The sequence below is a fragment of the Pseudomonas sp. WPR_5_2 genome (assembly GCF_003634475.1).
In the GTDB taxonomy this organism is placed as follows: Bacteria; Pseudomonadota; Gammaproteobacteria; order Pseudomonadales; family Pseudomonadaceae; genus Aquipseudomonas; species Aquipseudomonas izuensis.
On record NZ_RBLA01000006.1, the window covers coordinates 83589 to 109721 of the forward strand.

At 59.1% G+C, this 26133-nt stretch carries 27 protein-coding genes and 1 other RNA gene; 21 read left to right on the top strand and 7 right to left on the bottom strand.

Annotation, left to right across the window (positions count from 1 at the left end):
- The first annotated feature begins 77 nt into the window (after positions 1–77).
- Positions 78–791 carry an OmpA family protein gene (locus tag BJ917_RS21450; RefSeq protein WP_096509134.1) on the top strand — a complete coding sequence of 238 codons (714 nt, stop codon included), beginning with the start codon at positions 78–80 and terminating at the stop codon, positions 789–791.
- Between the two features lie 110 nt (positions 792–901).
- Here BJ917_RS21450 and BJ917_RS21455 read toward each other — a convergent pair whose 3' ends face one another.
- Positions 902–1336 carry a YhcB family protein gene (locus BJ917_RS21455; RefSeq protein WP_096509135.1) on the bottom strand — a complete coding sequence of 145 codons (435 nt, stop codon included), beginning with the start codon at positions 1334–1336 and terminating at the stop codon, positions 902–904.
- A 144-nt stretch (positions 1337–1480) separates the two neighbouring features.
- On the opposite strand from BJ917_RS21455, the gene BJ917_RS21460 reads away from it, so the two are divergent.
- The 3 genes from BJ917_RS21460 to zapE all read left to right on the top strand — a co-directional run bounded on the left by BJ917_RS21460 (position 1481) and on the right by zapE (position 4675).
- Positions 1481–2110 (top strand): alpha/beta hydrolase, encoded by a 630-nt coding sequence (locus tag BJ917_RS21460; RefSeq protein ID WP_121104453.1) that lies wholly within the window; start codon positions 1481–1483, stop codon positions 2108–2110.
- Between the two features lie 24 nt (positions 2111–2134).
- Positions 2135–3490, top strand: coding sequence for a tryptophan--tRNA ligase (locus BJ917_RS21465; RefSeq protein WP_096509137.1), 1356 nt, complete (start codon positions 2135–2137; stop codon positions 3488–3490).
- 90 nt (positions 3491–3580) lie between these two features.
- On the top strand, positions 3581–4675 hold the full coding sequence (zapE, locus tag BJ917_RS21470) for a cell division protein ZapE (protein WP_096509138.1): 1095 nt from the start codon (positions 3581–3583) through the stop codon (positions 4673–4675).
- A gap of 175 nt (positions 4676–4850) precedes the next feature.
- Here zapE and BJ917_RS21475 read toward each other — a convergent pair whose 3' ends face one another.
- Positions 4851–5771, bottom strand: coding sequence for a GlxA family transcriptional regulator (locus tag BJ917_RS21475; RefSeq protein WP_172901650.1), 921 nt, complete (start codon positions 5769–5771; stop codon positions 4851–4853).
- A 220-nt stretch (positions 5772–5991) separates the two neighbouring features.
- Between BJ917_RS21475 and BJ917_RS21480 the strand changes: the two genes are divergently transcribed.
- Complete coding sequence (locus BJ917_RS21480) at positions 5992–7128, top strand: acyl-CoA dehydrogenase family protein (protein WP_121104455.1); 1137 nt, start codon at positions 5992–5994, stop codon at positions 7126–7128.
- A 103-nt stretch (positions 7129–7231) separates the two neighbouring features.
- Here the strand turns inward: BJ917_RS21480 and BJ917_RS21485 are convergent, their stop codons facing one another.
- A complete protein-coding gene (locus BJ917_RS21485; RefSeq protein ID WP_096509141.1) occupies positions 7232–8272 on the bottom strand; it encodes an NADP(H)-dependent aldo-keto reductase in 1041 nt (346 codons plus the stop codon).
- Between the two features lie 246 nt (positions 8273–8518).
- Here BJ917_RS21485 and rplM point away from each other — a divergent pair, with 246 nt between their 5' ends.
- From rplM to BJ917_RS21520, 7 genes are all read left to right on the top strand, one after another.
- A complete protein-coding gene (gene rplM / locus BJ917_RS21490; RefSeq protein WP_003228062.1) occupies positions 8519–8947 on the top strand; it encodes a 50S ribosomal protein L13 in 429 nt (142 codons plus the stop codon).
- 14 nt (positions 8948–8961) lie between these two features.
- On the top strand, positions 8962–9354 hold the full coding sequence (gene rpsI, locus BJ917_RS21495) for a 30S ribosomal protein S9 (RefSeq protein WP_003228056.1): 393 nt from the start codon (positions 8962–8964) through the stop codon (positions 9352–9354).
- Positions 9355–9622: 268 nt separating this feature from the next.
- Complete coding sequence (petA, locus tag BJ917_RS21500; protein ID WP_096509142.1) at positions 9623–10216, top strand: ubiquinol-cytochrome c reductase iron-sulfur subunit; 594 nt, start codon at positions 9623–9625, stop codon at positions 10214–10216.
- Complete coding sequence (locus BJ917_RS21505; protein WP_096509143.1) at positions 10216–11427, top strand: cytochrome bc complex cytochrome b subunit; 1212 nt, start codon at positions 10216–10218, stop codon at positions 11425–11427. The genes petA and BJ917_RS21505 overlap by 1 nt, the downstream gene beginning before the upstream one ends.
- Positions 11427–12209: a cytochrome c1 gene (locus tag BJ917_RS21510; protein ID WP_096509144.1), complete on the top strand. Its 783-nt coding sequence runs from the start codon at positions 11427–11429 to the stop codon at positions 12207–12209. The genes BJ917_RS21505 and BJ917_RS21510 overlap by 1 nt, the downstream gene beginning before the upstream one ends.
- 150 nt (positions 12210–12359) lie before the next feature.
- On the top strand, positions 12360–12977 hold the full coding sequence (locus BJ917_RS21515; RefSeq protein ID WP_007989864.1) for a glutathione S-transferase N-terminal domain-containing protein: 618 nt from the start codon (positions 12360–12362) through the stop codon (positions 12975–12977).
- A gap of 16 nt (positions 12978–12993) precedes the next feature.
- Positions 12994–13407, top strand: coding sequence for a ClpXP protease specificity-enhancing factor (locus BJ917_RS21520; RefSeq protein WP_096509145.1), 414 nt, complete (start codon positions 12994–12996; stop codon positions 13405–13407).
- Positions 13408–13483: 76 nt separating this feature from the next.
- On the opposite strand, the gene BJ917_RS21525 is transcribed toward BJ917_RS21520, so the two are convergent.
- The 4 genes from BJ917_RS21525 to BJ917_RS21540 form a co-directional block, all read right to left on the bottom strand.
- Complete coding sequence (locus BJ917_RS21525) at positions 13484–14062, bottom strand: BON domain-containing protein (RefSeq protein WP_096509146.1); 579 nt, start codon at positions 14060–14062, stop codon at positions 13484–13486.
- Complete coding sequence (locus BJ917_RS21530; protein WP_007928463.1) at positions 14059–14652, bottom strand: phosphoheptose isomerase; 594 nt, start codon at positions 14650–14652, stop codon at positions 14059–14061. Before BJ917_RS21530 ends, BJ917_RS21525 begins: the two co-directional genes overlap by 4 nt.
- A 101-nt stretch (positions 14653–14753) precedes the next feature.
- Positions 14754–15116 carry a YraN family protein gene (locus tag BJ917_RS21535; protein ID WP_096509147.1) on the bottom strand — a complete coding sequence of 121 codons (363 nt, stop codon included), beginning with the start codon at positions 15114–15116 and terminating at the stop codon, positions 14754–14756.
- Positions 15116–16927, bottom strand: a complete 1812-nt coding sequence (locus BJ917_RS21540) for a penicillin-binding protein activator (RefSeq protein WP_096509148.1) — start codon at positions 16925–16927, stop codon at positions 15116–15118. Before BJ917_RS21540 ends, BJ917_RS21535 begins: the two co-directional genes overlap by 1 nt.
- Before the next feature lie 209 nt (positions 16928–17136).
- Between BJ917_RS21540 and rsmI the strand changes: the two genes are divergently transcribed.
- The 9 genes from rsmI to mraY all read left to right on the top strand — a co-directional run bounded on the left by rsmI (position 17137) and on the right by mraY (position 26128).
- Positions 17137–18009: a 16S rRNA (cytidine(1402)-2'-O)-methyltransferase gene (rsmI, locus tag BJ917_RS21545; RefSeq protein WP_121104859.1), complete on the top strand. Its 873-nt coding sequence runs from the start codon at positions 17137–17139 to the stop codon at positions 18007–18009.
- A 75-nt stretch (positions 18010–18084) separates the two neighbouring features.
- Positions 18085–18438: RNase P RNA component class A (rnpB, locus tag BJ917_RS21550), an RNA gene on the top strand.
- A gap of 356 nt (positions 18439–18794) precedes the next feature.
- Positions 18795–19250: a division/cell wall cluster transcriptional repressor MraZ gene (mraZ, locus tag BJ917_RS21555; protein WP_007989875.1), complete on the top strand. Its 456-nt coding sequence runs from the start codon at positions 18795–18797 to the stop codon at positions 19248–19250.
- Complete coding sequence (gene rsmH / locus BJ917_RS21560) at positions 19247–20194, top strand: 16S rRNA (cytosine(1402)-N(4))-methyltransferase RsmH (RefSeq protein ID WP_372237749.1); 948 nt, start codon at positions 19247–19249, stop codon at positions 20192–20194. Before mraZ ends, rsmH begins: the two co-directional genes overlap by 4 nt.
- Positions 20191–20484: a cell division protein FtsL gene (gene ftsL / locus BJ917_RS21565; RefSeq protein ID WP_003205353.1), complete on the top strand. Its 294-nt coding sequence runs from the start codon at positions 20191–20193 to the stop codon at positions 20482–20484. The genes rsmH and ftsL overlap by 4 nt, the downstream gene beginning before the upstream one ends.
- Entirely contained in the window at positions 20484–22223 is a 1740-nt protein-coding gene (locus BJ917_RS21570; protein ID WP_177435607.1) for a penicillin-binding protein 2, read from the top strand. Before ftsL ends, BJ917_RS21570 begins: the two co-directional genes overlap by 1 nt.
- Entirely contained in the window at positions 22223–23686 is a 1464-nt protein-coding gene (locus BJ917_RS21575; protein WP_121104458.1) for a UDP-N-acetylmuramoyl-L-alanyl-D-glutamate--2,6-diaminopimelate ligase, read from the top strand. The genes BJ917_RS21570 and BJ917_RS21575 overlap by 1 nt, the downstream gene beginning before the upstream one ends.
- The gene (murF, locus tag BJ917_RS21580) at positions 23679–25046 is read left to right on the top strand and encodes a UDP-N-acetylmuramoyl-tripeptide--D-alanyl-D-alanine ligase (RefSeq protein ID WP_121104459.1); all 1368 of its coding nucleotides are present in this window, start codon (positions 23679–23681) and stop codon (positions 25044–25046) included. The genes BJ917_RS21575 and murF overlap by 8 nt, the downstream gene beginning before the upstream one ends.
- Positions 25046–26128: a phospho-N-acetylmuramoyl-pentapeptide-transferase gene (gene mraY / locus BJ917_RS21585; RefSeq protein WP_008016698.1), complete on the top strand. Its 1083-nt coding sequence runs from the start codon at positions 25046–25048 to the stop codon at positions 26126–26128. Before murF ends, mraY begins: the two co-directional genes overlap by 1 nt.
- Positions 26129–26133 lie beyond the last annotated feature (5 nt).

The window sequence follows — 26133 nt, forward strand, 5'->3', positions numbered from 1 at the left end:
GGAAACGATCCAACGCCCGCAAAGGTTCGATGCTTATGTCCGCTGCACCACAGAATGTAAAAAAGTAGGAGCTCTACATGTTCACCACGCGTCGTTTGATTATTGTCGCTACGGCTGTGGCCGTTTTATCCGGTTGCGCCTCGCCTAACCCATACGGCGGTGGCCAGGCCCAGGGCCAGGCGGATAGCGGCTCCGAAGGCATGAGCAAAACCGCCAAATACGGCGGCCTCGGCGCTCTGGCCGGCGCGTTGGCCGGTGCCGCCATCAACCATGATAACCGTGGCAAGGGCGCGCTGATCGGCGCTGCGGTAGTGGGTGCTTCCGCTGCCGGTTATGGCTACTACGCGGATCAGCAGGAGAAAAAGCTGCGCGCCAGCATGGCCAACACCGGTGTTGAAGTGCAGCGTCAGGGCGATCAGATCAAGCTGATCATGCCGGGCAACATCACATTCGCCACCGATTCGGCGAATATCGCTTCCAGCTTCTACCAGCCGTTGAATAACCTGGCCGGCTCGCTGAAAGAGTTCAACCAGAACCAGATCGAAATCGTTGGCTACACCGACAGCACCGGCAGCCGTCAGCACAACATGGACCTGTCCCAGCGTCGGGCCCAGAGCGTTGCGACTTACCTGACCTCGCAAGGTGTGAGCGGTACGAACCTCAGCGCCCGTGGCGCCGGCCCGGACAGTCCGGTTGCCAGTAACGCAGACACCAACGGCCGGGCTCAGAACCGCCGTGTAGAGGTCAACCTCAAGGCGATTCCGGGCCAGCAGTATGGCGCCCAGCAATAAGGCACCGTGCAGCAATACCCTTGATCGCCTGACTGAACCCCAGGTGTAAAAAAACCGCCCGATCCTCAACAGATCGGGCGGTTTTTTTCTGTGTTCCTACAGGGGCTTGCTTACTTCTTCAGGCCGTAGTGCTCATCGAGCATGCCCGGGGAGTTCGGGGCTTTTGGTGCGTAGTCGCGCGGCGGTTCCTGATTGCGCGGTGGCGTCAGGCGTTCCCGTGGAGCCTGCGCCGCGTCGGCGTGCAGGGAGGCCAGCAAGCGTTGGCGGGTCTGCTCGTCCAGGGCCAGGCGGTTGGCACCCTCGGCGAGATGATCCTGCACTTCCTGATAGCTCTGAGTCAGTTTCTTGACCAGTGTCGCAGTGCTGTTGAAGTGGGTCACCACCTCGTTCTGATAACTGTCGAAACGTTCCTGAATATCGTCCAGCTGACGTTGCGTGCTGCTAGGCGCGGCATTCGGCGCAAGGCGAGCAATCAGGAATCCAATGGCGACACCCACAACCAGGGCAAGAGTCGGTAACAACCAAACTAAGAGCGAGTGTTCCACGAGTCCTTCCTCTATAAACGGCTTTGCTTTACGTTAACGGCTCGAACCTGCGCTGTATACCGCGATTCACTCGCAATAGACAGCCACAGACAATTTGCTAGACGAGTCGACCCGATTCAAGGTCACGGAGTTCCTTCCTTGCTTATGCGCGAACCCCCTGTAGTGATTGACGGCCCGGTAGGCCAATTGGAAGCACTGTACCTGGACAATGAGCAACCGCGCGGCCTGGCGCTGATCTGCCATCCGAACCCGGTGCAGGGCGGCACCATGCTCAACAAAGTGGTGTCGACCCTGCAACGCACCGCTCGCGATGCCGGGTTGATCACCCTGCGTTTCAACTACCGTGGCGTCGGTGCCAGCGAAGGTACTCACGATATGGGCACCGGCGAAGTCGATGATGCCCAGGCCGTGGCTGAATGGTTTCGGGCCAGACACCCGGAGTTGCCCCTGACCCTGTTCGGTTTTTCCTTCGGCGGTTTTGTTGCAGCAAGTCTCGGCGGGCGCCTGGAAGCGCAGGGCGAGCAGATCAAGCACCTGTTCATGGTCGCGCCGGCAGTCATGCGCCTGGGGGATCAGGATCAATTGCCGCAACACGGCGAACTGACCCTGATTCAGCCGGAAACCGACGAAGTCATCGATCCGCAAGTCGTTTATCAATGGTCCGACAAGCTCGAACGTCCCCATGAGCTGCTGAAAGTGGCAGAATGCGGACACTTTTTTCATGGCAAGCTGACCGATCTCAAGGATCTGATCCTGCCGCGTCTCTCGAATTGATTGCAGTCTGACAAGCGATTACCCATGACGACCCGTACCCGTATCCTCACCGGCATCACCACCACCGGCACGCCGCACCTGGGCAACTACGCCGGTGCCATCCGCCCGGCGATCGTCGCCAGCCGTGACAGCAATGCCGATTCGTTCTATTTCCTGGCCGACTACCACGCCCTGATCAAATGCGATGACCCGCTGCGCATCCAGCGCTCGCGTCTGGAAATCGCCGCGACCTGGCTGGCCGGTGGGCTGGATGTGGACCGCGTGACCTTCTACCGCCAGTCCGATATCCCGGAGATCCCCGAGCTGACGTGGCTGCTGACCTGTGTGGCGGCCAAGGGCCTGCTCAACCGTGCCCATGCCTACAAGGCCTCGGTGGACAAGAACGTCGAGACCGGTGAAGACCCGGACGCCGGCATCACCATGGGCCTGTACAGCTACCCGGTGCTGATGGCCGCGGACATCCTGATGTTCAACGCACACAAGGTGCCGGTCGGTCGTGACCAGATCCAGCACGTGGAAATGGCGCGGGACATCGGCCAACGCTTCAACCACCTGTTTGGCCAGGGCAAAGAGTTCTTCACCATGCCCGAGGCACTGATCGAAGAAAGCGTCGCCACGCTGCCGGGCCTCGACGGCCGCAAGATGTCGAAAAGCTACGACAACACCATTCCTCTGTTCAGCAGCGCCAAAGAGATGAAGGACGCGATTTCGCGGATCGTCACCGACTCCCGCGCGCCGGGCGAAGCGAAGGATCCGGACAATTCCCACCTGTTCACCCTGTTCCAGGCGTTTGCTACCCCGGCGCAGTCCGACGAGTTCCGCAGCGAATTGTTGCAGGGCCTGGGTTGGGGCGAAGCGAAGAATCGCCTGTTCCAGCTGCTGGACAACGAACTGGGTGAATCCCGCGAGCGCTATCACCAGTTGATCGAGCGTCCGGCAGATCTGGAGGACATCCTGCAACACGGTGCGAAAAAGGCCCGTACGGTGGCGACGCCGTTCCTTAACGAACTGCGAGAAGCAGTGGGTCTGCGTTCTTTCGTTGCACAGACGCAAGTGGCAGCGACCACCAAGAAGAAAGCCGCGAAGGCTGCGCGTTTCGTCAGCTTCCGTGAAGACGACGGTAGTTTCCGTTTCCGTCTGCTGGCCGCCGATGGCGTGCAACTGTTGCTGTCGCGCAACTTTGCCGATGGCAAAACCGCAGGCCAGGTGACCAAGCAGCTGCAATCGGGTCAGGCCCTGGATGTGCGCAGTGAAGACCTGAGCTTCAGTGTCTGGCTGGAAGGCGAGTGCGTTGGGGACAGCCCGGCGTTCGCTGACAGCGCCGCCCGGGATGCTGCGATCGAGACTTTGCGGATCGCGCTGACGCCGGTTCAGGAATAATCAACGGATCGGTCATACCAAGGGCCGATTGCCATTCCCACGGGCCGTCGCTACAGTGACGGCCCGTTTTTGTTGCCTTGCTAACGAATTATGACGCCCCTAGAACGATATCAAGCTGATCTGAAACGCCCGGAATTCTTCCATGACGCTGCGCAGGAAACCGCGGTGCGTCATCTGCAGCGCCTGTACGACGACCTGGTCGCGGCCGAGCAGAACAAACCGGGCCTGCTGGGCAAACTGTTTGGCAAGAAGGATCAGGCCCCGGTCAAGGGCCTGTACTTCTGGGGCGGCGTAGGTCGCGGCAAGACGTATCTGGTCGATACCTTCTTCGAAGCACTGCCGTTCAAGGAAAAGACCCGCACGCACTTCCACCGCTTCATGAAGCGTGTGCACGAAGAGATGAAGACCCTGGGTGGCGAGAAAAACCCGCTGACCATCATCGCCAAGCGTTTCTCCAACGAGTCGCGCGTGATCTGCTTCGATGAATTTTTCGTCTCCGACATCACCGACGCCATGATTCTCGGCACCCTGATGGAAGAGCTATTCAAAAACGGTGTGACCCTGGTCGCGACCTCGAACATCGTGCCCGACGGCCTCTATAAGGACGGTCTGCAACGCGCGCGTTTCTTGCCGGCCATCGCGCTGATCAAGCAGAACACCGAAATCGTCAACGTCGACAGCGGCGTCGATTATCGCCTGCGTCACCTCGAACAAGCCGAACTGTTCCACTTCCCGCTCGACGAAGCGTCCCACGAAAGCCTGCGCAAAAGCTTCCGCGCGCTGACGCCGGAATGCACGGCAGCGGTCGAGAACGATGTGCTGATGATCGAGAATCGTGAAATCCGCGCCCTGCGTACCTGCGATGACGTGGCCTGGTTCGACTTTCGCGAACTGTGCGACGGCCCGCGTAGCCAGAACGACTACATCGAACTGGGCAAGATCTTCCACGCCGTGCTGCTCAGCGGTGTCGAGCAGATGAGCGTCACCACTGACGACATCGCCCGACGCTTCATCAACATGGTCGACGAATTCTACGACCGCAACGTGAAACTGATCATTTCTGCCGAAGTCGAGCTGAAAGACCTCTACACCGGTGGCCGCTTGAACTTCGAGTTCCAGCGCACCCTGAGCCGTTTGCTGGAAATGCAGTCCCACGAATTCCTGTCCCGGGCGCATAAGCCGTAGGGTAATTCGGGAAATAATAAGGGCCTGCAGATGCAGGCCCTTTTTTTTATGCACTGAAGATCCCCTGTGGGAGCGGGCTTGCCCGCGATAGCAGAGTGTCAGCAAAGTAAATGTTGCCGGACACGACGCCATCGCGGGCAAGCCCGCTCCCACAGGGGTGTGTTTACTTAAAGTGCTACGCCGCCTGCTGAAACTGCTGCCGATACTGGTTCGGTGACAATTCGGTATGTTGGCGGAACAGCCGTGCAAAAAAGCTCGCATCGTCATAACCGACTTCGTAGCTGATGGTCTTGATGCTCTTGCGGCTGCCGGACAGCAGACCCTTGGCGGTTTCGATGCGCAGGCGTTGCAGGTAGTGCAGCGGCTTGTCGCCGGTGGCGGTCTGGAAGCGGCGCATGAAGTTGCGGATGCTCATGCCGTGTTCGCGGGCGACGTCTTCGAAGCGGAATTTGTCGGCGAAGTGCTCTTCGAGCCAGTGCTGGATCTGCAGGATGATGACGTCCTGGTGCAGTTTCTGCCCGCCGAAGCCGATACGTCCCGGCGAGTAGCTGCGCTGCACTTCATAGAGAATATCCCGGGCCACGGCCTGGGACACATTGGCGCCGCAGAACCGCTCGATCAAATAGATGTACAGATCGCAGGCCGAGGTGGTGCCGCCCGCACAGTACAGGTTATCGGCGTCGGTCAGGTGTTTGTCCTGATTGAGGTAGACCCGCGGGAAACGTTCGGCGAAGGCATTGAAAAAGCGCCAGTAGGTGGTCGCTTCCTTACCGTCGAGCAGCCCAGCCTCGGCCAGCCAGAACACACCTGTGGCCTCGCCACACAGAACCGCGCCGCGCGCATGTTGCTGGCGCAGCCAGGGCAGGACTTGAGGGTAGCGGCGGCACAAGGATTCGAAGTCATCCCAGAATGCGGGGAGGACGATGATGTCGGCGTTTTCCAGTCCGCCGTCCACCGGCATGATGACATCGCTGAAACTGTTTACCGGTTTTCCGTCGGGACTGACCAGTCGGGTTTCGAACGCGGGGACCAGGCCGTGACCCAGTTGTTTGCCGTAGCGCAGGCTCGCGAGGTGGAAGAAATCCTTGGCTTGCATGAGGGTGGAAGCGAAAACCCGGTCGATGGCCAGGATGCTGACGCGCCGCAAGGGCGTGGAGGCTTGGTTAGACATAATTCAACTTTATTCTTATAGGGGAAAGTGGTCACCAGACGGCTGGATCGTCTTATTTTTTGTCGGATGTGTCCAGTGTCCTGTATCGGACATGGGGCTTAGTCTCTGAAGGTCAATGACGACAAAAAACAACGACAGGTGCCGCATGATCCCCAGAACCTTGTTCAGTTCCGAGCACGAACTTTTCCGCGATAGCGTGCGAATGTTCCTCGAAAAAGAGGCCGTGCCGTTCCATGGACAATGGGAAAAACAAGGCTATATCGACCGCAAACTCTGGAACAAGGCGGGGGAGGCGGGGATGTTGTGCTCGCACCTGCCGGAAGAGTACGGCGGGCTGGGGGCGGACTTTCTCTACAGTGCGGTGGTGATCGAGGAAGTGGGGCGCCTGGGGCTGACCGGGATCGGTTTCTCGTTGCATTCGGACATCGTCGCGCCGTATATCCTGCATTACGGCAGTGAAACGCTGAAACACAAATACCTGCCGAAACTGGTCTCCGGAGAGATGGTCAGTGCCATCGCCATGACCGAGCCAGGTGCCGGCTCGGACCTGCAAGGTTTGAAGACCACGGCGGTGCTGGACGGTGACGAGTATGTGATCAACGGCTCCAAGACCTTCATCACCAACGGTTTTCTCGCTGATCTGGTGATTGTCGTGGCCAAGACCGATCCGAAGGCGGGCGCCAAGGGCACCAGCCTGTTTCTGGTGGAGGCCGATACGCCGGGCTTCGACAAGGGCAAGCGACTGGAGAAAGTCGGCATGAAGGCCCAGGACACGTCGGAATTGTTCTTTCAGGACGTCCGGGTGCCGAAGGAAAACCTGCTGGGCCAGGCCGGGATGGGGTTTGCCTACCTGATGCAGGAACTGCCTCAGGAGCGCCTCACCGTGGCCATCGGCGGCCTGGCTTCAGCCGAAGCGGCGTTGCAATGGACCCTGGATTACACCCGCGAACGCAAGGCATTCGGCAAGGCGATTGCCGATTTCCAGAACACCCGTTTCAAACTGGCGGAGATGGCGACCGAAATTCAGATCGGCCGGGTCTTTGTCGACCGTTGCCTGGAACTGCACCTGCAAGGCAAGCTCGACGTGCCCACGGCGGCGATGGCCAAGTACTGGGGCACGGACCTGCAATGCAAGGTTCTCGATGAGTGCGTGCAGTTGCACGGCGGCTACGGCTTCATGTGGGAATACCCGATCGCCCGGGCATGGGCTGACGCGAGGGTGCAGCGGATTTATGCGGGGACCAATGAAATCATGAAGGAGATCATTGCGCGGTCGCTTTGATCTGCGGTGACTGTTGAATCGCCATCGCGAGCAGGCTCGCTCCCACAGGTACGGCGCAATCCCTGTGGGAGCGAGCCTGCTCGCGAATGGGTCTATGAATCAATCAAGGGGCAGGGTTCGGATGATCCTTGTGAATCGCCTCGATCCCTTCCAGCACTTCCTCCGATAGTTTCAGATCAAAACTGCCAATATTGCTCTCCAATTGCTCAAGCGTCGTCGCCCCGATGATGTTGCTGGTCACGAACGGCTGTTGCGTGACGAATGCCAAGGCCATTTGCGCCGGGTCCAGGCCGTGCTCACGGGCCAGTGCCACATAGCGGCTGCACGCTGCTTCCGACTGTGGGTTGAAATAGCGGCTGAAGCGGCTGTAGAGGCTCAGGCGGCCTTTTGGCGGGCGGGCGCCACCTTCGTACTTGCCTGACAGGAAACCGAACGCCAGCGGCGAATAGGCCAGCAAGCCGCACTGCTCGCGAATGGCTACTTCCGCCAGGCCGACTTCGAAACTGCGGTTGAGCAGGTTGTAGGGGTTCTGGATCGATACGGCGCGCGGCCAGCCACGGGCTTCGGCGAGAGCGAGGAAGCGCATGGTGCCCCACGGGGTTTCGTTGGACAGCCCGATGTGGCGGATCTTGCCGGCCTTGACCTGCTCATCGAGGGCTTCGAGCGTGTCCTCCAGCGGCGTCAGATTGGCTTCGATCTTGTGCTTGTAGCCCAATTGCCCGAAGAAATTGGTGCTGCGCTCCGGCCAGTGCAGTTGGTACAGGTCGATGTAATCGGTCTGCAAGCGCTGGAGGCTCGCATTCACGGCCTCGGTGATGTGCTGTCGATTGTGCCGCAGGTTTTTGTCGCGGATGTAGTCGATGGTGTTGCCGGGGCCGGCGATCTTGCTGGCCAGGATCCAGTCGGCGCGATCGCCACGACTTTTGAAATAGTTGCCGATGTAGCGTTCGGTGGTGGCGTAGGTTTCGGCCTTGGGCGGCACCGGGTACATCTCGGCGGTATCGATGAAATTGATTCCGGCGCTCTTGGCCCGCTCAATCTGGGCGAAGGCTTCGGCTTCGCTGTTTTGCTCACCCCAGGTCATGGTGCCGAGGCAGATTGCACTCACGTTCAGATTGGTCCGGCCTAGCTGGCGATACTCCATCGGGGAGCTCCTTGGGCAAAACAATCATAAAAGCAGGTTGAAATATTTTTCGCAATCTGCATAATTGCGCACCTCTTTCTGCAGTGGAAGTGATGCGCCGCCGCCGAAGAATCTTGCCGTTGAACGGACGCGCCGACCCGAGCCCCCGAAAGCGTCTGTATCCGGCTGCCTTTGACTTGTCAAAGTACGCACTATTCAGTAAGATCCGCCGTCTAATTTACAGGGCGGCCCCTGAGGCTATAAAGAATGAAAACTTTTACTGCTAAACCGGAAACAGTAAAGCGCGACTGGTTTGTCGTCGACGCTGCTGGTCAGACCCTGGGTCGTCTGGCCACCGAAATCGCGAGCCGTCTGCGTGGCAAGCACAAGCCTGAGTACACTCCTCACGTTGACACCGGCGACTACATCGTCGTTATCAATGCCGAGCAGATCCGTGTTACCGGTGCTAAAACCACTGACAAAATGTACTACTCCCACTCCGGTTTCCCGGGCGGCATCAAGTCGATCAACTTTGAAAAGCTGATCGCCAAGGCCCCTGAGCGCGTGATCGAGACCGCGGTCAAAGGCATGCTGCCTAAGAACCCGCTGGGTCGCGACATGTACCGTAAGCTGAAAGTCTATGCGGGCGCTGCACACCCTCATACTGCTCAGCAGCCCCAAGAACTGAAGATTTAACGGAATAGTTCATTATGTCGGCGACTCAAAATTACGGCACTGGCCGTCGCAAGACCGCAACCGCACGCGTTTTCCTGCGTCCGGGTACTGGTAACATCTCCATCAACAACCGTTCGCTGGATAATTTCTTCGGCCGCGAAACTGCCCGCATGGTAGTTCGTCAGCCGCTGGAATTGACTGAGACTGTCGAGAAGTTCGACATCTACGTCACCGTGATCGGCGGTGGTGTAAGTGGTCAAGCTGGCGCAATCCGCCACGGCATCACCCGCGCTCTGATGGACTACGACGAAACTCTGCGCAGCGCTCTGCGTAAAGCTGGCTTCGTAACCCGCGATGCACGTGAAGTTGAACGTAAGAAAGTTGGTCTGCGTAAAGCGCGTAAGCGTCCGCAGTACTCGAAGCGTTAATTCGCTTCCACGTTCAAAAAAGAACGCCCAGTTTCCTCACGGAGCTGGGCGTTTTTTTGTGCCTGCGATTTATCAAAGAATTGCGCTGTGACAACTTGCCACATCCGTAGAAGCCCTATACTACAAGGCTTGGGAGGAGCGCCCCAGGGTAATTACCTTGTCAGAATTGGGGCTTTTCATTACCATTCGGCAAAATTTTTATAAGTGCATAGTTTTATTTAGTAGATGCCTGATTTAACAGGCCACAAAGCTGATGGGAGAGGACTGAATGAGCAATGACGGCGTGAATGCAGGCCGGCGTCGCTTCTTGGTAGCAGCCACATCCGTGGTGGGTGCTGCAGGAGCGGTGGGGGCTGCGGTCCCGTTCGTGGGGTCATGGTTTCCCAGTGCCAAGGCGAAAGCCGCAGGTGCACCGGTGAAAGTGAATGTCAGCAAGATCGAGCCAGGCCAGCAGATGATTGCTGAGTGGCGCGGTCAGCCGGTGTTCATCGTCCGCCGTACACAGGAAATCCTGGGGAATCTGAAGAAGATCGAGGGCCAGTTGTCTGACCCGACCTCCAAGAACTCGACACAACCGACCTATGTCGATCCGCAAACCCGATCGATCAAACCTGAAGTTCTGCTGCTGATCGGTATCTGCACGCACCTGGGTTGCTCGCCGACATTCCGTCCCGAAGTCGCCCCCGCTGATCTGGGCAAGGACTGGGTAGGTGGTTATTTCTGCCCTTGCCACGGCTCCCACTACGATCTGGCTGGCCGCGTCTACAAGTCGCAACCTGCGCCTTTGAACCTGCCAGTTCCCCCGCATTCCTATGAGACCGATGAGATCATTGTCATCGGCGTCGATACGGAGAAAGCGTGATGAACAAGTTCATGGATTGGGTTGATGCACGCTTTCCCGCGACCAAAATGTGGGAAGACCATCTCAGCAAGTACTACGCCCCGAAGAACTTCAACTTCTTCTACTTCTTTGGTTCCCTGGCGCTGCTCGTTCTGGTCAACCAGATCGTCACCGGTGTCTGGCTGACCATGAGCTACACCCCGTCGGCGGAAGAAGCCTTCGCTTCCGTCGAATACATCATGCGCGACGTCGAGTACGGCTCGATCCTGCGCCTGTTGCACTCCACCGGCGCTTCGGCGTTCTTCATCGTGGTCTATCTGCACATGTTCCGTGGCCTGCTCTACGGTTCGTATCAGAAGCCCCGTGAGCTGGTGTGGGTCTTCGGCATGCTGATTTATCTGGCGCTGATGGCTGAAGCCTTCATGGGTTATCTGCTGCCGTGGGGGCAGATGTCCTACTGGGGTGCCCAGGTGATCATCTCGCTGTTCGGTGCGATCCCGGTCATCGGTAACGACCTGACCCAGTGGATCCGTGGTGACTACCTGATTTCCGGTATTACCCTGAACCGCTTCTTTGCCCTGCATGTGGTTGCCTTGCCGATCGTCATTCTCGGCCTGGTGGTGTTGCACATTCTGGCACTGCACGAAGTCGGTTCGAACAACCCGGACGGCGTGGATATCAAGAAGTACAAGGACGAAAACGGCGTACCGCTGGACGGCATTGCCTTCCACCCGTACTACACCGTGAAAGATATTGTCGGCGTGGTGGTGTTCCTGTTCATCTTCTGTTCCATCGTGTTCTTCTTCCCGGAAATGGGTGGTTACTTCCTCGAGAAGCCGAACTTTGAAGTGGCAAACGCCTTCAAGACCCCAGAGCACATCGCTCCGGTCTGGTACTTCACTCCGTTCTACGCCATCTTGCGTGCGGTTCCGGACAAGCTCTTTGGTGTGATCGCCATGGGCGCGGCCATCGCTGTGCTGTTCGTCCTGCCATGGCTGGACCGCAGCCCGGTCAAGTCGATGCGCTACAAGGGTTGGCTGAGCAAGATCTGGCTCTGGGTGTTCTGCATCGCGTTCGTGATCCTGGGCGTGCTGGGCGTATTGGCCCCGACCCCTGAGCGTACGTTGCTGTCGCAGGTATGTACCTTCCTGTACTTCGCCTACTTCATTCTGATGCCGTTCTACACCAGGCTCGAGAAGACCAAACCGGTTCCGGAAAGGGTGACTGGCTGATGAAAAAACTATTTGCTGTATTGATGCTTGCTGCGCTGCCAGTGTTCGCTTTTGCTGCTGAACACGGTGGCCCGGAGCTGGAAAAAGTCGACATCGACGTTTCCGATAAAGCGGCCATGCAGGATGGCGCGCGTACGTTCGCCAACTATTGCATGGGCTGCCACAGTGCCAAGTTCCAGCGCTACGAGCGTGTTGCCGATGACCTGGGCATTCCCCACGAGTTGATGCTCGAGAAGCTGGTGTTCACCGGTGCCAAGATTGGCGACCACATGAGCATCGGCATGCAGCCGGCTGACGCCAAGACCTGGTTCGGTGCTGCACCGCCCGACCTGACTCTGGTTGCTCGCGTTCGTGGTACTGACTGGCTCTACGGTTACCTGAGGTCGTTCTATGAAGACCCTTCGCGCCCTTGGGGTGTGAATAACAAGGTCTTCCCGAACGTCGGCATGCCTAACGTCCTGGTCGGCCTGCAAGGTCGTCAGGTCGTCGGTTGCAAGCAGGTTCAGATCGTCGAGGACGGGAAGAAGCAATATGATCCGTTGACCGGCACGGCGCTGACTCATGAGGCGTGCGATCAGATGACCATCGTGCCGAAGAGCGGTTCTTTGACCGAAGAGCAGTTCGATGAGAAGGTCAAGAATCTGGTAACCTTCCTGGCTTACTCGGCTAACCCGGTTAAGCTGCAACATCAGCGCATCGGTACGTATGTATTGCTGTACCTGGCGTTCTTCTTCGTATTCGCTTACTTGCTCAAGCGTGAATACTGGAAAGACGTGCACTGATAAAGCTTCAAGCACTTGCTGTTAATCGCGCGCGCCCAAGGGCGTCTCTGAAGGTGTAACGAGCCTGGCTGGCCAGGCGTTACGGGAGGCGCCCTTTGGGCGCGCTCGTTTTTCCGCTTTCGATAATGTCTACAAGCGAGGAGGATCGCCATGGGCGTGACCAATCGGTTGGCCTGTTACTCCGACCCCGCCGACCACTATTCCCACCGAGTGCGAATCGTACTGGCAGAGAAGGGTGTCAGCGCCGAGATCATCTATGTGGAAGCTGGTCGTCAGCCGCCTAAACTGATCGAAGTGAACCCTTACGGCAGTTTGCCCACCCTGGTCGATCGTGACCTGGCGTTGTGGGAATCTACAGTGGTGATGGAATACCTGGATGAGCGTTACCCGCACCCGCCGCTCCTGCCGGTTTATCCTGTGGCGCGTGCCAATAGTCGTCTGCTGATGCATCGTATTCAGCGGGACTGGTGTGGGCTGGTGGATCTGATTCTGGATTCGCGGACCAAGGAAGCCGCTCGCGCGGTGGCGCGTAAAGAGTTGCGCGAAAGCCTGACCGGCGTCTCGCCTTTGTTCGCCGACAAGCCGTTTTTCCTCAGTGAGGAACAAAGCCTGGTGGATTGCTGCCTATTGCCAATACTCTGGCGATTGCCGATTCTGGGTATAGAACTGCCACGGCCTGCCAAGCCGTTGCTTGATTACATGGAGCGCCAGTTTGCGCGTGAGGCTTTCCAGGCGAGTCTGTCTGGTGTCGAACGCGATATGCGCTAAGGCTTAAGGAGCCGCTATGAACTCCAGTCGACCTTATCTGGTCCGCGCGCTCTACGAGTGGATTGTGGACAACGATTGCACCCCGCACATGCTGGTCAATTCCGAATATCCATCGGTCCAGGTGCCGCAAGGTTTTGCCAGTGACGGGCAAATTGTATTGAACGTATCGCCACAAGCCGTGCGCCATTTGCACATGGATAACGAGGCTGTGAGCTTCGAAGGCCGCTTCGGTGGTGTGCCGCATACGCTGTATGTACCTATCGCATCGATCCTGGGTATCTACGCCCGGGAGAATGGTCAGGGTATGGTGTTCGATCTGGAACCGCCGATGGGCGAGGATGAAGAGATCGAACCGGATGACGATCTTCCGCCACCGGACAGCGAGCCACCGCGCCCTAGCGGTCGGCCAAGTTTGAAAGTGGTGAAGTAATAAAAAAGGCGATCCGGATGGATCGCCTTTTTTATTACTGTAGGAGCCGGCTTGCCGGCTCCTACAGGAAGGGGTATCAGTCGATGTACTCAAACAGTTTTACAATCTTCTGCACACCGGAAACACCCTGCACCAGATTGGTCGCCTGAGCCGCTTCCTGCTTGGTCAGCAGGCCGAGCAGATAGACGATGCCATTTTCGGTGACAACCTTGATCCGGGATCCGGGGATATTCGGGTCGGTGAGCATCTGGGTCTTGATCTTGGTGGTCAGCCAGGTGTCGTTCTGGCGTGCCAGCAGCGAGGAGGGTGGCAGGACTTGCAGTTCGTTATGCACGGTCTTCACGCGCTGAACGGCAGCAGCGGCCTGCTCGGCCTTGGCCTTGAGGTCTGCGCGCGGGGTTTGTCCGGCGAGCAGCACGACGCCATTGAAGCTGGTAACGACGATGTGCGAATCCTTGTCCAGGGCCGGGTCGGCCTTGGCGACGTTAACGCCAACCTTGGTGTCGATCAGGGAGTCGTCGATCTTGCTGCCCAGTGTGCGAGTACCGCGGTCATCTTCAATCGGTGCTTCACGGCTGGCAGTCACTACCGAGGTGCAGCCGCTGATGCCGAGGCACAGGGTCAAGGCCAGTAGGCCGAGGCGATTAGGGGTCATTCTTCACTCCCGAACAGTTGGCTGTCGATCAAGTCGCAAAGGCAATGGATCGCCAGCAGGTGGACTTCCTGAATACGTGCGGTGACATTGGCCGGTACGCGAATCTCCACGTCTTCGGGCAGTAGCAGCGATGCCATGCCGCCGCCGTCACGACCGGTCAATGCTACGACAATCATTTCGCGATCATGTGCGGCCTGGATCGCTTGAATAATGTTCGCCGAGTTACCGCTGGTGGAAATCGCCAGCAAAACGTCGCCCGGCTGGCCGAGGGCGCGGATCTGCTTGGAGAAGACTTCGTTGTAGCTGTAATCGTTGGCGATCGAGGTGATTGTCGAGCTATCGGTGGTCAGCGCGATGGCGGGCAGGCTTGGGCGCTCACGCTCGAAGCGGTTGAGCAGCTCGGACGAGAAATGCTGGGCATCACCGGCAGAGCCGCCGTTGCCGCAGGAAAGCATTTTGCCTTCGTTGAGCAGGGCGTTGACCATGACCTGGCTGGCTTGCTCGATGTGCGGTGCAAGTACGTCCATCGCCTGTTGCTTGGTGTCGATACTGGCCTGAAAAAGCTGGCGAATTCGGGATTGCATGTCCATCTGTGTGACCTTAATGAGCGCGGCTGTCCGGCACGTGAATGTGCAGCCCGCAAAGCAAAGAGCAAAAGTGTTGGGTGTTGTCCGGTTTCGGGTGCAAGCGATCAGCTGTCAAAGGCATTCTGTAACCAGTTCAACTGATCGGGGTCGCTATCAATGGCAACCACGTCGAAACGGCAAGGGGAATTGGCCCAGCGCGACTCGCGCTGAAGAAAATACTGCGCGGCAAAAATCAGTTTCTGCCGTTTGCGCTCATCGATGCTGCCGAGCGCGCCACCCCATTGAGTGTTTTTCCTGTAGCGAACTTCAACGAATACTACTGTATCGCCATCTAGCATGACCAGATCAAGCTCGCCGCGTTTACACAGCCAGTTCTGCGCCAGCAACCGCAGACCTTGTTGTTGAAGATGCCCGAGCGCCTGGCGCTCGGCATCTTTACCGCTTTGCTGGCGTGACCTGTCAGGCATTAGCGCGATGTGTCCGGCAGGCGCTGAACCTGGCCATTGACGAACTCGGCCCACGGCAACTGCCGCACGACGCGCTGGTTCTGCGTCATGCCCAGGCTGCCCGATTCGCCTTCGATGCGGCTGTCCGGCAGGGCCTTGAGTTGCCCCAGGCGCGGCGCCAGGCGATAAGCGTCGACACCCATGGCGTACAAACGGCCCAGGCTGCCGGCTGCTTGTGGCCATTGAGCGGTGACTTGTTTGCGCAGCGGATCATTGGCGTCCAGCAACCACGGCGTTTCGCAGAAGCGGATGCCGTTCATGTCGTTGTACTGGTTCACATCGCCGCTGGCGCTGAACACGTGGGACGTGGCGTAAACCGGAACATCACCTGCGTACTGGAAGTTCAGGGTCGGTTTGATCTGTTGAGCCTGTTGCGGGGTGGCGGCCAGGAAGATGAATTCGATGTCCTGGCGACGGGAAGGCTGGGCGGCGACTTGCGAGCCGACGGTGCTTTGCAGGCTCTTGGCGCGACCTTCGCTCTGACGCAACTGGAACATGTCGGCAATCTGCTGGGCCAATTGAACCGGCTGGTCGACGCGTTCGGTGGCGACGATGCTGCCGCCGTTGGCCTGCCAGTCCTGGCTGAACGCTCGAAGTACGCGGTCGCCCCATTCGCCTTTCGGCACCATGATGGCAGCACGATGCAAGCCGTCGGCGCGAGCGCGGCGAGACACTTCGCGGGCTTCGTCTTCAGCGGCCAGACCAAACTGGAACAATTGGGCCGGGCCTTGCTCGCCTTCGCTGTAGTTAAGCGCCAAGGTGGTGATCGGCAATTGCGGGCGAGTGCTCAGCTGTTTGACCAGCGGCTTCTCCAGTGGGCCAACGACCAATTGCACGCCATCGGCCTGGGCCTTGCGATAGAACTCGTCGAGGGATGTCAGGCGCGAGCTGTCATAAAACTCGATGGCTGGCGGTTTCTGCCCGGCTTGCTGCGCCTGGTAGTGAGCGGCCATGAAGCCTTCGCGCAATGCTTTGCCGACCGAGGCCAGCGGACCATCCTGCGGCAGCAGCAGGGCGATCTTGCTCAGGGACTGGCCGGCCAGTTCCTTGAGTTTGGTCAGGGGCAGTGGCAACTGAATGGCGGCCGGATGTTTCGGGTGCTGTGCGCGCCAGTTATCGATGGCGGCCTGCTGCTGTTCCACGGTGCCGGCAGTTTTTACCGCCAGTGCCAGGGCCATCCAGCCGCCGAGATCGTCGGACGTGTTCGGCTGCAATTGGTCGGTCGGCAGTGAGGCGATCAGTGCCCAGATCGCTTCGTGGTTTTTGCCGGCGGCGTCACCGCTGAGCATCGGCGCAATGAAGATACGTTCCTTTGCGGCGGCCAGGGTCTGGCCATCGGCCTCAAGCGCGCGAGCGCGAACGGTGCCGGTGCGGACCTGTTGCTCTTGCGGCAATTCTGCCAGGCGCGCCATGCTCGGGTGGCTCAGGGCGGTCAGCGCGGCTTTCGGCTGGTTGCGGGTCAATGCCAATTCGGCGGCCAGTGTATTGGCGAAGACCTGCTGGCCGGGCTTGAGTTGCTCCACGGGCACTTGCTGCAGGATTTGCGCGGATTGGGCGGGATTGCCCTGGTGGTAAGCCAGGTCTGCAGCGCTCAGGCGCAACAGGGCGGCGTCCTCCGGCGATTTGCTTTGGGCGGCTTTCTCGAGCAGTTGCTCGATACTGGCATCCGGGGTCCGTGGTAGTTCACCAAGGCTGGAAGAGGGCGAGCTGGCGCAAGCCGCCAGCAAGGCAGCGAGGCAGAGGGCAGTGAACAGCCGCAGGCAAGCGATCATGTAAGTGTTCCTGATACTCGATCAAATTAGCGTGGAATTGTACCCAAGCGCTGGCCGGGGCGCGATGTTACTGGCGTGAATCGATCAATTTAGCTGGTGTAAATGTTGCGGTGCGGCACAAACCGCTGCAAAACCCGATGATGCTCGCGCATATCGCCAGCGTCGCTACGCGTTACAATGGCGGCTTTATCGATCATGAGGTGTGCGCTTTGACTGCTCCAGGTGCTTTGAATTCCGCTGCTGGCTCGCTTTATGTGGTGGCGACGCCCATCGGCAACCTGGACGACATCAGTGCGCGTGCGCTGAAAATCCTGCGCGAGGTCGCGTTGATCGCCGCCGAGGATACCCGGCACTCCCAGCGTTTGATGCAGCACTTCGGCATTCCTACGCCGCTGGCGGCTTGCCATGAGCACAATGAGCGTGATGAAGGCAGTCGCTTTATTACCCGCCTGCTCGCGGGCGACGATGTGGCGCTGATCTCCGATGCAGGCACGCCGTTGATTTCCGATCCGGGTTATCACCTGGTGCGCCAGGCTCGTGCAGCCGGGATCAATGTGGTGCCGGTTCCGGGCGCCTGTGCGTTGATTGCAGCATTGTCGGCAGCCGGCCTGCCCTCCGACCGTTTCATCTTTGAAGGTTTTCTGCCGGCCAAGGCTGTGGGAAGGCGTGCTCGTCTGGAGTCGATAAAGGAAGAGCCGCGCACATTGATTTTTTATGAGGCCCCGCACCGGATCCTCGAGTGCCTGCAAGACATGGAGCTGGTGTTCGGCGCCGACCGTCCCGCATTGCTGGCGCGGGAGATCACCAAGACGTTTGAAACCCTCAAGGGCTTGCCACTGGCCGAGTTGCGCCAGTTCGTCGAGTCGGACAGTAATCAGCAGCGTGGCGAGTGCGTGGTGCTGGTGGCGGGGTGGTCGGCACCCGAGAGCGAAGACGCGGTCAGCAGTGAGGCGATGCGCATCCTCAACCTGTTGCTTGAAGAAATGCCGCTCAAGCGTGCCGCGGCATTGGCAGCGCAAATTACCGGTGAGCGCAAGAATGTGCTCTATCAGGTTGCGCTGGATAAGCAGAAGGGCGAGTAAAAACCGACGCACTGGCATGGCCAAAGGCTTTTAGCGCTTGTTCTTCAAGCGCTCTGCCGTTAACCTTCGCGACGGAGAGTCGATCGGACAGTCGCTGCCCTCTATGAAAATTAGGGGGGGGAGGAAAGTCCGGGCTCCATAGGGCGAAGTGCCAGGTAATGCCTGGGAGGCGTGAGCCTACGGAAAGTGCCACAGAAAATAACCGCCTAAGCGCTTCGGCGCCGGTAAGGGTGAAAAGGTGCGGTAAGAGCGCACCGCACGTCTGGCAACAGTTCGTGGCTAGGTAAACCCCACTTGGAGCAAGACCAAATAGGGTCCCAAGGCGTGGCCCGCGCTGGGACCGGGTAGGTTGCTAAAGATGTCCAGTGATGGCCATCGTAGACGAATGACTGTTCAAGACAGAACCCGGCTTACAGATCGACTCTCCACCTTTTTTCTTCCCTCTGCTTAAATCATTGAGCAGGGTGGTGGTGATAGCAATTTCCCTCCTTTCAGAAACGTCGGCATTAACACTTTCGTAATACCAAAAAAATCTTACTCTTAATAAATTACTTTAACTTCCGAACGCAGCCCTCTGTGCTGATTCAAGTTATCGGGCAGGTGCATCTGCCGGATTCTCGTTACCCCTCCTTTTATGCTCCTAAATCTCAGTTCTGTAAGGGTTTTCCTTCAATCCGCGCCTTGACGGTGTGGTGGGCGCATTCCTATAGTGTGCGCAAGTGGCGGAAAGTGGCATGAAGTGGGTTTTTTGAGCGCAAAACGCTAATATTTGGAGAAACGCTGACGTGTTTCGCGGAGCCAACGCTATCAGTCTCGACGCAAAGGGCCGTCTCGCCATGCCGAGCCGGTACCGTGACGAGCTCGTTTCGCGTAGTTCCGGTCAGTTAATCGTCACAATTGATGCCGTTGATCCGTGTTTGTGTGTTTACCCCCTCGATGAGTGGGAAATTATTGAAACCAAACTGCGCGCACTGCCTTCGCTCCGTGAAGAGAACCGCCGCCTGCAACGTTTACTGATTGGTAATGCCGTCGACCTCGAGCTCGATGGCAGTGGTCGTTTCCTGGTTCCTCCGCGTCTTCGTGAATATGCCAAGTTGGATAAGCACGCGATGTTGGTAGGCCAACTGAACAAGTTCCAATTGTGGGACGAGGATGCCTGGAATGCGGTTTCTGCCGCTGACCTGGCTGCTATTCAACAACCGGGCGCCATGCCTGATGAACTGCGTGATTTGATCCTGTGACTATTGATAGCGGCTTTAACCACATCACCGTACTGCTTGACGAAGCCGTCGAGGCTCTCGCCGTACGCCCTGATGGCTGCTATCTGGATGGCACGTTCGGGCGCGGCGGACATAGCCGGTTGATCCTGAGCCAACTGGGTCCTGATGGGCGGTTGCTCGGGTTCGACAAAGATCCTCAAGCGATTGCCACCGGGCAGACGCTAGCGGCCGAAGACGGCCGCTTTGTCGTTGTGCAGCGCAGCTTTGCCGAGCTTGGATCCGAAGTCGCCGAACGCGGACTGCAAGGCAAGGTCAGCGGCATATTGCTTGACCTCGGCGTGTCTTCGCCGCAACTCGACGACCCTGAGCGCGGCTTCAGTTTCCTCAATGACGGCCCCCTGGACATGCGCATGGACCCGTCCCGCGGGATCAGTGCGGCCGAGTTCGTCAACACCGCACCGGTGGAAGAAATCGCCCGCGTGTTCAAGGAATACGGCGAAGAGCGTTTTTCCGGGCGCATGGCCCGTGCTGTGGCCGAGCGTCGCGACATCAAGCCGTTCGAGCGTACCGGCGATCTGGCTGAAGTATTGAAAGTCGCCAACCCAGCGTGGGAAAAGGGCAAGAACCCTGCTACCCGTGCGTTCCAGGGGCTGCGCATTCACGTCAACAACGAATTGGGTGATCTGGAAACCGGTCTTGAAGCCGCCCTGGAGTGCCTGGAAGTGGGCGGTCGCCTAGTGGTGATCAGCTTCCATTCGCTCGAAGACCGTATCGTCAAACTGTTCATGCGCAAGCTGGTGAAAGGCGAAGCCGACAACCTGCCGCGCAACCTGCCGGTTCGGCATGTCGCTTTCGAACCGAAAATCAAAGTCCATGGCAAAGCACAGACGGCCTCCGACGCCGAACTCAAAGCCAACCCCCGTTCCCGTAGCGCTGTCATGCGCGTGGCGGAGAAGCTGCGGTGAGCAAGCTATTCGCCAAGCCACTGCCCGGCGGAAGCTTTTTCATGCTGCTGCTGTTCATTGGCGTGCTCGTGTCTGCCATCGGCGTGTCCTATAGCGCGCACTGGAATCGTCAGTTGCTCAACTCGCTGTACAACGAGTTGAGTGTGCGTGACAAAGCGCAAGCCGAATGGGGCCGGTTGATTCTCGAGCAGAGCACCTGGACTGCCCATAGCCGCATCGAAGTCCTGGCCACCGAACAACTGAAAATGCGCATTCCCGGTGCCGCCGAAGTGCAGATGGTGGCGCCATGATGAAACTCGAAGGCGCGCTCTTTCCCTGGCGGTTTCGCCTGGTGCTGGGTTTGCTCGGCGTCATGGTGGTGGCGATCGCCTGGCGCATCATCGATCTGCAAGTGGTCGACCGTGACTTCCTCAAAGGCCAGGGTGACGCGCGCAGCGTTCGTCATATCCCGATTCCGGCTCACCGTGGTCTGATTACCGACCGTAACGGCGAGCCTCTGGCCGTCAGTACGCCGGTCACTACCCTATGGGCCAATGCCAAGGAAATGCAGCTGGCCAAGGAAAAGTGGCCAGCACTGGCCGCCGCGCTGGGGCAAGATCCGAAAGCCCTGGCCGAGCGTCTCGAAGCTCAAGCCAATAAAGAATTCATTTACCTGGTGCGCGGGCTGACCCCCGAGCAGGGTCAGGCTGTGCTCGACCTGAAAGTGCCGGGTGTCTACGGAATCGAAGAATTTCGTCGTTTCTACCCCGCCGGAGAAGTCACCGCCCACATGGTTGGTTTTACCGACATCGACGACCATGGTCGAGAAGGTGTCGAGTTGGCCTATGACGAATGGCTGGCCGGGGTCCCCGGCAAGCGACAGGTCATCAAGGACCGGCGTGGCCGGCTGATCAAGGATGTCCAGGTCACCAAAAACGCCAAGGCCGGAAAGCCCTTGGCGTTGTCCATTGACCTGCGCCTGCAATATCTGGCCAACCGCGAATTGCGCAACGCGATCATCGAAAATGGTGCCAAGGCCGGCAGCCTGGTGATCATGGACGTGAAGACCGGCGAAATCCTCGCGATGGTCAACCAGCCGACCTACAACCCGAACAACCGTCGCAACCTGCAACCGGCGATGATGCGCAACCGCGCGATGATCGACGTGTTCGAACCGGGCTCGACCATGAAGGCGATCTCCATGAGCGCCGCCATCGAAACCGGACGCTGGAAACCGAGCGATACCGTCGAGGTGTACCCGGGCTCCTTGCAGATTGGCAAGTACACCATCAAGGACGTCTCCAAGACCGAAGGTCCGGTGCTGGATATGACGGGCATTCTGATCAATTCCAGTAACGTCGGCATGAGTAAGGTCGCGTTCGATATTGGTGGCGAAACCATTTTCCGCCTGGCACAAAAACTCGGTCTCGGCCAGGACACGGGTCTCGGCTTCCCGGGCGAACGTGTCGGCAACTTGCCGAACTACCGCGAATGGCGCAAGGCCGAGACGGCCACGCTGTCCTACGGCTACGGGGTCTCGGTGACGGCGATCCAGTTGGTCCACGCCTTCTCGGCGCTGGCAAACAACGGTCGCCTTGCGCCGCTGACACTGATCAAAACCGACAAGGCGCCGCAAACCACCCAGGTGCTGCCGGAAGCAGTGGCGAAAACCATGCATGGCATGCTGCAGCAAGTGATTGAAGCGCCGCGCGGTGTATTCCGTGCGCAAGTGCCGGCGTATCACGTTGGCGGCAAATCCGGTACTGCGCGTAAAACCTCGGTCGGCACCAAAGGCTATGCCGAGAACTCCTACCGCTCGCTGTTCGCCGGTTTCGGCCCGATGAACGATCCGCGTTATGCCATCGTGGTCGTCATCGATGAGCCAACCAAGGCCGGTTACTTCGGTGGCCTGGTCTCGGCACCGGTGTTCAGTCGCGTGATGTCCGGCACCCTGCGCCTGATGAACGTCACACCGGACAACCTGCCACCTGTTCAACAAGCCAACGCCACCCCGGTCGTTCCGCTGAAAGCCAATGGAGGGCGCGGCTGATGTCATTGAGTCTGAACAAGATTTTCCCCCACGCCGGCCACGATCTGTTGATCCGTGAATTGGCGCTCGATAGCCGTAATGTGCGCGCCGGTGACCTGTTTCTCGCGGTGCCGGGCGGCAAGTTCGACGGTCGTGCGCACATTGGCGATGCGCTGCAGCGCGGTGCCGCTGCCGTGGCGTACGAAGTGGAAGGCGCTACCGTGCTGCCGATTACCGACGTGCCGTTGATTCCGGTCAAGGGCCTGGCGGCGCAACTGTCGGATATCGCCGGACGTTTTTATGGCGAGCCGAGCCATCACCTGAACCTGATCGGCGTGACCGGCACCAACGGCAAGACTAGCGTGACCCAGCTGGTGGCCCAGGCGCTGGACCTGCTCGGCCAGCACTGCGGCATCGTCGGCACCCTGGGCTCCGGTTTCTACGGTGCCCTGGAAAGCGGCCTGCACACCACGCCGAATCCGATTGCCGTGCAAGCGACCCTTGGTGATCTGAAAAAGGCCGGTGCCAAAGCCGTGGCCATGGAAGTCTCGTCCCATGGCCTGGATCAGGGGCGGGTCACCGCGCTGGCGTTCGACGTGGCGGTGATGACCAATCTTTCCCGCGATCATCTGGATTACCACGGCACCATGCAGGCCTATGGCGAAGCCAAGGCCAAGCTGTTCGCCTGGACCGATTTGAAATGCCGGGTGGTCAACCTCGACGACGATTTCGGTCGGCAATTGGCCGCCGATAAACGCGAGTCGCGGCTGATTACCTACAGCCTGCTCGACAGCAACGCCTACCTGTATTGCCGCGAAGCGCAGTTCGGCGACGAAGGCGTGCGTGCCACGCTGGTCACGCCGCAGGGCGAGCACCACTTGCGCAGCACCCTGCTCGGTCGTTTCAACCTGAGCAACGTGCTGGCTGCCGTCGGCGCCTTGCTCGGTCTGGACTACGCCCTCGACGAAATTCTCAAGGTGCTGCCGAAGCTCGAAGGCCCCGCCGGTCGCATGCAACGCCTTGGTGGCGGCGCTCAGCCGCTGGTGGTGGTCGATTATGCCCACACCCCGGATGCCCTGGAAAAAGTCCTGACCGCGCTGCGTCCGCACGTCAAGGGTCGCTTGTTGTGCCTGTTCGGCTGCGGCGGCGACCGTGATCGCGGCAAGCGTCCACTGATGGCTGAAGTGGTCGAACGGTTGGCCGACGGCGTGCTGGTCACCGACGACAACCCGCGTACCGAAGATCCGGCGATTATTTTCGATGACATCCGCGCCGGTTTCACGGCTGTGGACAAAGTGACGTTCGTCGCTGGCCGTGGCCAGGCGATTGCCCAGTTGATCGCCGGCGCTTCGGCGGATGACGTGATCGTGCTGGCCGGTAAAGGTCATGAGGACTATCAGGAAATCAACGGCGAGCGCCATGCCTTCTCTGATCTGGTCGAGGCCGATCACGCCTTGACCGCGTGGGAGGTGGCCCATGCTTAAAGCCTTGAAACTCAGCGAACTGACCGGCGCATTGAGTGGCCGCCTGATCGGCGCCGATGCCAGCTTCGACGGCGTCAGCATCGACAGTCGCGCGATCAAGCCGGGTCAGTTGTTTATTGCCTTGGCCGGTCCGCGCTTCGATGGCCATGACTATCTCAATGACGTGGCGGCCAAAGGCGCCGTTGCGGCATTGGTCGAGCGCGAAGTCGCCGACAGCACACTGCCGCAATTGCTGGTCAGCGATACCCGTCAGGCATTGGGGCAATTGGGCGCACTGAACCGTGCAGCCTATAGCCATCCGGTCGCTGCGGTCACCGGCTCCAGTGGCAAGACCACGGTCAAGGAAATGCTCGCGAGCATTTTGCGCACCCGGGGCCCGGTGCTGGCGACCCGTGGCAACCTGAACAACGACCTCGGCGTTCCGCTGACCCTGCTCGAACTGGCGCCGGAACACACCGCCGCCGTGATCGAGCTCGGAGCCTCACGCCTGGGTGAAATTGCCTATACGGTCGCCATGACCAAGCCCCACGTGGCCATTCTCAACAATGCCGGGACCGCCCACGTGGGCGAGTTCGGCGGGCCGGAAAAAATCGTTGAAGCCAAGGGTGAGATTATTGAAGGGCTGGATGCCGATGGCGTCGCCGTTCTCAATCTGGATGACAAGGCGTTCGACATCTGGAAGAAGCGCGCAGCCGGTCGCAAGGTACTGACCTTCGCCCTGACCAACAGCAGTGCGGACTTTCATGCCAGCGACCTGGCCACCGATGCCCGCGGATGCCCGGCGTTCAACCTGCACACACCCGAAGGTGTGGAGCGTGTTCAATTGAACCTGCTCGGCACCCATAACGTCGCCAATGCCATGGCCGCTGCAGCCGCCGCCCATGCACTGGGTGTATCGCTGTTCGGCATCGCCACCGGTTTGGGCGCGGTGCAACCGGTCAAGGGTCGCACCGTCGCACAACTGGCCAGCAACGGCATGCGCGTGATCGATGACACTTACAACGCGAACCCCACCTCCATGTGCGCCGCCGTTGATATACTCGCCGGCTTTTCCGGCCGCACCGTCCTGGTGCTCGGGGATATCGGCGAGTTGGGCGATTGGGCGGAGCAGGGGCACCGCGACGTGGGCGAATACGCCCGTGGCAAGGTTTCTGCGCTGTACGCCGTCGGGCCGATGATGCTTCACGCCGTCAACGCCTTCGGTCCACAGGCCTTTCATTTCAGCACGCAGGCTGAACTGATCAAGGCCCTGGGCGCCGAGCAAGACACAAACACCACCATTTTGATCAAGGGCTCGCGCAGCGCTGCGATGGAAAACATCGTCGCCGCTTTGTGCGGGACCAGTCTGGAGAAACATTAATGCTGCTGCTGCTAGCGGAGTATCTGCAACAGTTCTACAAAGGCTTCGCGGTCTTCCAGTACCTGACCCTGCGCGGGATTCTCGGTGTGCTGACCGCGCTGGTTTTGTCGCTGTGCTATGGCCCGTGGATGATCCGCACCCTGCAGAACCGTCAGATCGGACAATCCGTTCGCAATGACGGCCCGCAATCGCACCTGTCCAAGTCCGGCACCCCGACCATGGGTGGTGCGCTGATTCTGTCGTCCATTGGTGTCAGCACCCTGCTATGGGCAGACCTGACCAACCGTTATGTCTGGGTCGTATTGCTGGTAACGCTGCTGTTCGGCGCCATCGGCTGGGTCGACGACTACCGCAAGGTGATCGAGAAGAACTCCCGTGGCTTGCCGAGCCGCTGGAAATACTTCTGGCAGTCGGTGTTCGGCCTGGGTGCAGCGATCTTCCTTTATATGACCGCCGCGACTCCGGTGGAAACCACCCTGATCCTGCCGATGCTCAAGGACTACAGCATTCCGTTGGGTGCGGGCTTCATCGTCCTGACCTATTTCGTGATTGTCGGTTCGAGCAACGCGGTCAACCTGACCGACGGCCTCGATGGCCTGGCGATCATGCCGACCGTGATGGTGGGCGGTGGCCTGGGTATTTTCTGCTACCTGTCGGGTAACGTGAAATTCGCCGAATACCTGTTGATCCCGTACGTACCGGGCGCGGGCGAGCTGATCGTGTTCTGCGGCGCATTGATCGGTGCCGGCCTCGGGTTCCTCTGGTTCAACACCTATCCGGCACAAGTCTTCATGGGCGACGTCGGCGCACTGGCGCTGGGCGCGGCCCTGGGCACCATCGCGGTGATCGTCCGTCAGGAAATCGTCCTGTTCATCATGGGCGGTGTGTTCGTGATGGAGACGCTGTCAGTCGTCATTCAGGTTGCTTCCTTCAAGCTGACCGGTCGCCGCGTATTCCGCATGGCGCCGATTCACCACCACTTTGAACTCAAGGGCTGGCCCGAGCCGCGCGTGATCGTCCGTTTCTGGATCATCACCGTGATTCTCGTGCTGATCGGCCTTGCCACTCTGAAGCTGAGGTAGAAATT

Bases quoted from the DNA above. Each gene is read 5' to 3' on its own strand.
- BJ917_RS21515 (WP_007989864.1), top strand. From the start codon at position 12,360: ATGGGCGTGACCAATCGGTTGGCCTGTTACTCCGACCCCGCCGACCAC.
- BJ917_RS21575 (WP_121104458.1), top strand. From the start codon at position 22,223: ATGTCATTGAGTCTGAACAAGATTTTCCCCCACGCCGGCCACGATCTG.
- BJ917_RS21510 (WP_096509144.1), top strand. From the start codon at position 11,427: ATGAAAAAACTATTTGCTGTATTGATGCTTGCTGCGCTGCCAGTGTTC.
- BJ917_RS21535 (WP_096509147.1), bottom strand. From the start codon at position 15,116: ATGCCTGACAGGTCACGCCAGCAAAGCGGTAAAGATGCCGAGCGCCAG.
- BJ917_RS21505 (WP_096509143.1), top strand. From the start codon at position 10,216: ATGAACAAGTTCATGGATTGGGTTGATGCACGCTTTCCCGCGACCAAA.
- BJ917_RS21465 (WP_096509137.1), top strand. From the start codon at position 2,135: ATGACGACCCGTACCCGTATCCTCACCGGCATCACCACCACCGGCACG.
- mraY (WP_008016698.1), top strand. From the start codon at position 25,046: ATGCTGCTGCTGCTAGCGGAGTATCTGCAACAGTTCTACAAAGGCTTC.
- murF (WP_121104459.1), top strand. From the start codon at position 23,679: ATGCTTAAAGCCTTGAAACTCAGCGAACTGACCGGCGCATTGAGTGGC.
- BJ917_RS21480 (WP_121104455.1), top strand. From the start codon at position 5,992: ATGATCCCCAGAACCTTGTTCAGTTCCGAGCACGAACTTTTCCGCGAT.
- BJ917_RS21520 (WP_096509145.1), top strand. From the start codon at position 12,994: ATGAACTCCAGTCGACCTTATCTGGTCCGCGCGCTCTACGAGTGGATT.
- BJ917_RS21460 (WP_121104453.1), top strand. From the start codon at position 1,481: ATGCGCGAACCCCCTGTAGTGATTGACGGCCCGGTAGGCCAATTGGAA.
- BJ917_RS21530 (WP_007928463.1), bottom strand. From the start codon at position 14,652: ATGGACATGCAATCCCGAATTCGCCAGCTTTTTCAGGCCAGTATCGAC.
- rplM (WP_003228062.1), top strand. From the start codon at position 8,519: ATGAAAACTTTTACTGCTAAACCGGAAACAGTAAAGCGCGACTGGTTT.
- petA (WP_096509142.1), top strand. From the start codon at position 9,623: ATGAGCAATGACGGCGTGAATGCAGGCCGGCGTCGCTTCTTGGTAGCA.
- BJ917_RS21525 (WP_096509146.1), bottom strand. From the start codon at position 14,062: ATGACCCCTAATCGCCTCGGCCTACTGGCCTTGACCCTGTGCCTCGGC.
- BJ917_RS21570 (WP_177435607.1), top strand. From the start codon at position 20,484: ATGAAACTCGAAGGCGCGCTCTTTCCCTGGCGGTTTCGCCTGGTGCTG.
- BJ917_RS21540 (WP_096509148.1), bottom strand. From the start codon at position 16,927: ATGATCGCTTGCCTGCGGCTGTTCACTGCCCTCTGCCTCGCTGCCTTG.
- BJ917_RS21475 (WP_172901650.1), bottom strand. From the start codon at position 5,771: ATGCAAGCCAAGGATTTCTTCCACCTCGCGAGCCTGCGCTACGGCAAA.
- BJ917_RS21450 (WP_096509134.1), top strand. From the start codon at position 78: ATGTTCACCACGCGTCGTTTGATTATTGTCGCTACGGCTGTGGCCGTT.
- BJ917_RS21485 (WP_096509141.1), bottom strand. From the start codon at position 8,272: ATGGAGTATCGCCAGCTAGGCCGGACCAATCTGAACGTGAGTGCAATC.
- rpsI (WP_003228056.1), top strand. From the start codon at position 8,962: ATGTCGGCGACTCAAAATTACGGCACTGGCCGTCGCAAGACCGCAACC.
- zapE (WP_096509138.1), top strand. From the start codon at position 3,581: ATGACGCCCCTAGAACGATATCAAGCTGATCTGAAACGCCCGGAATTC.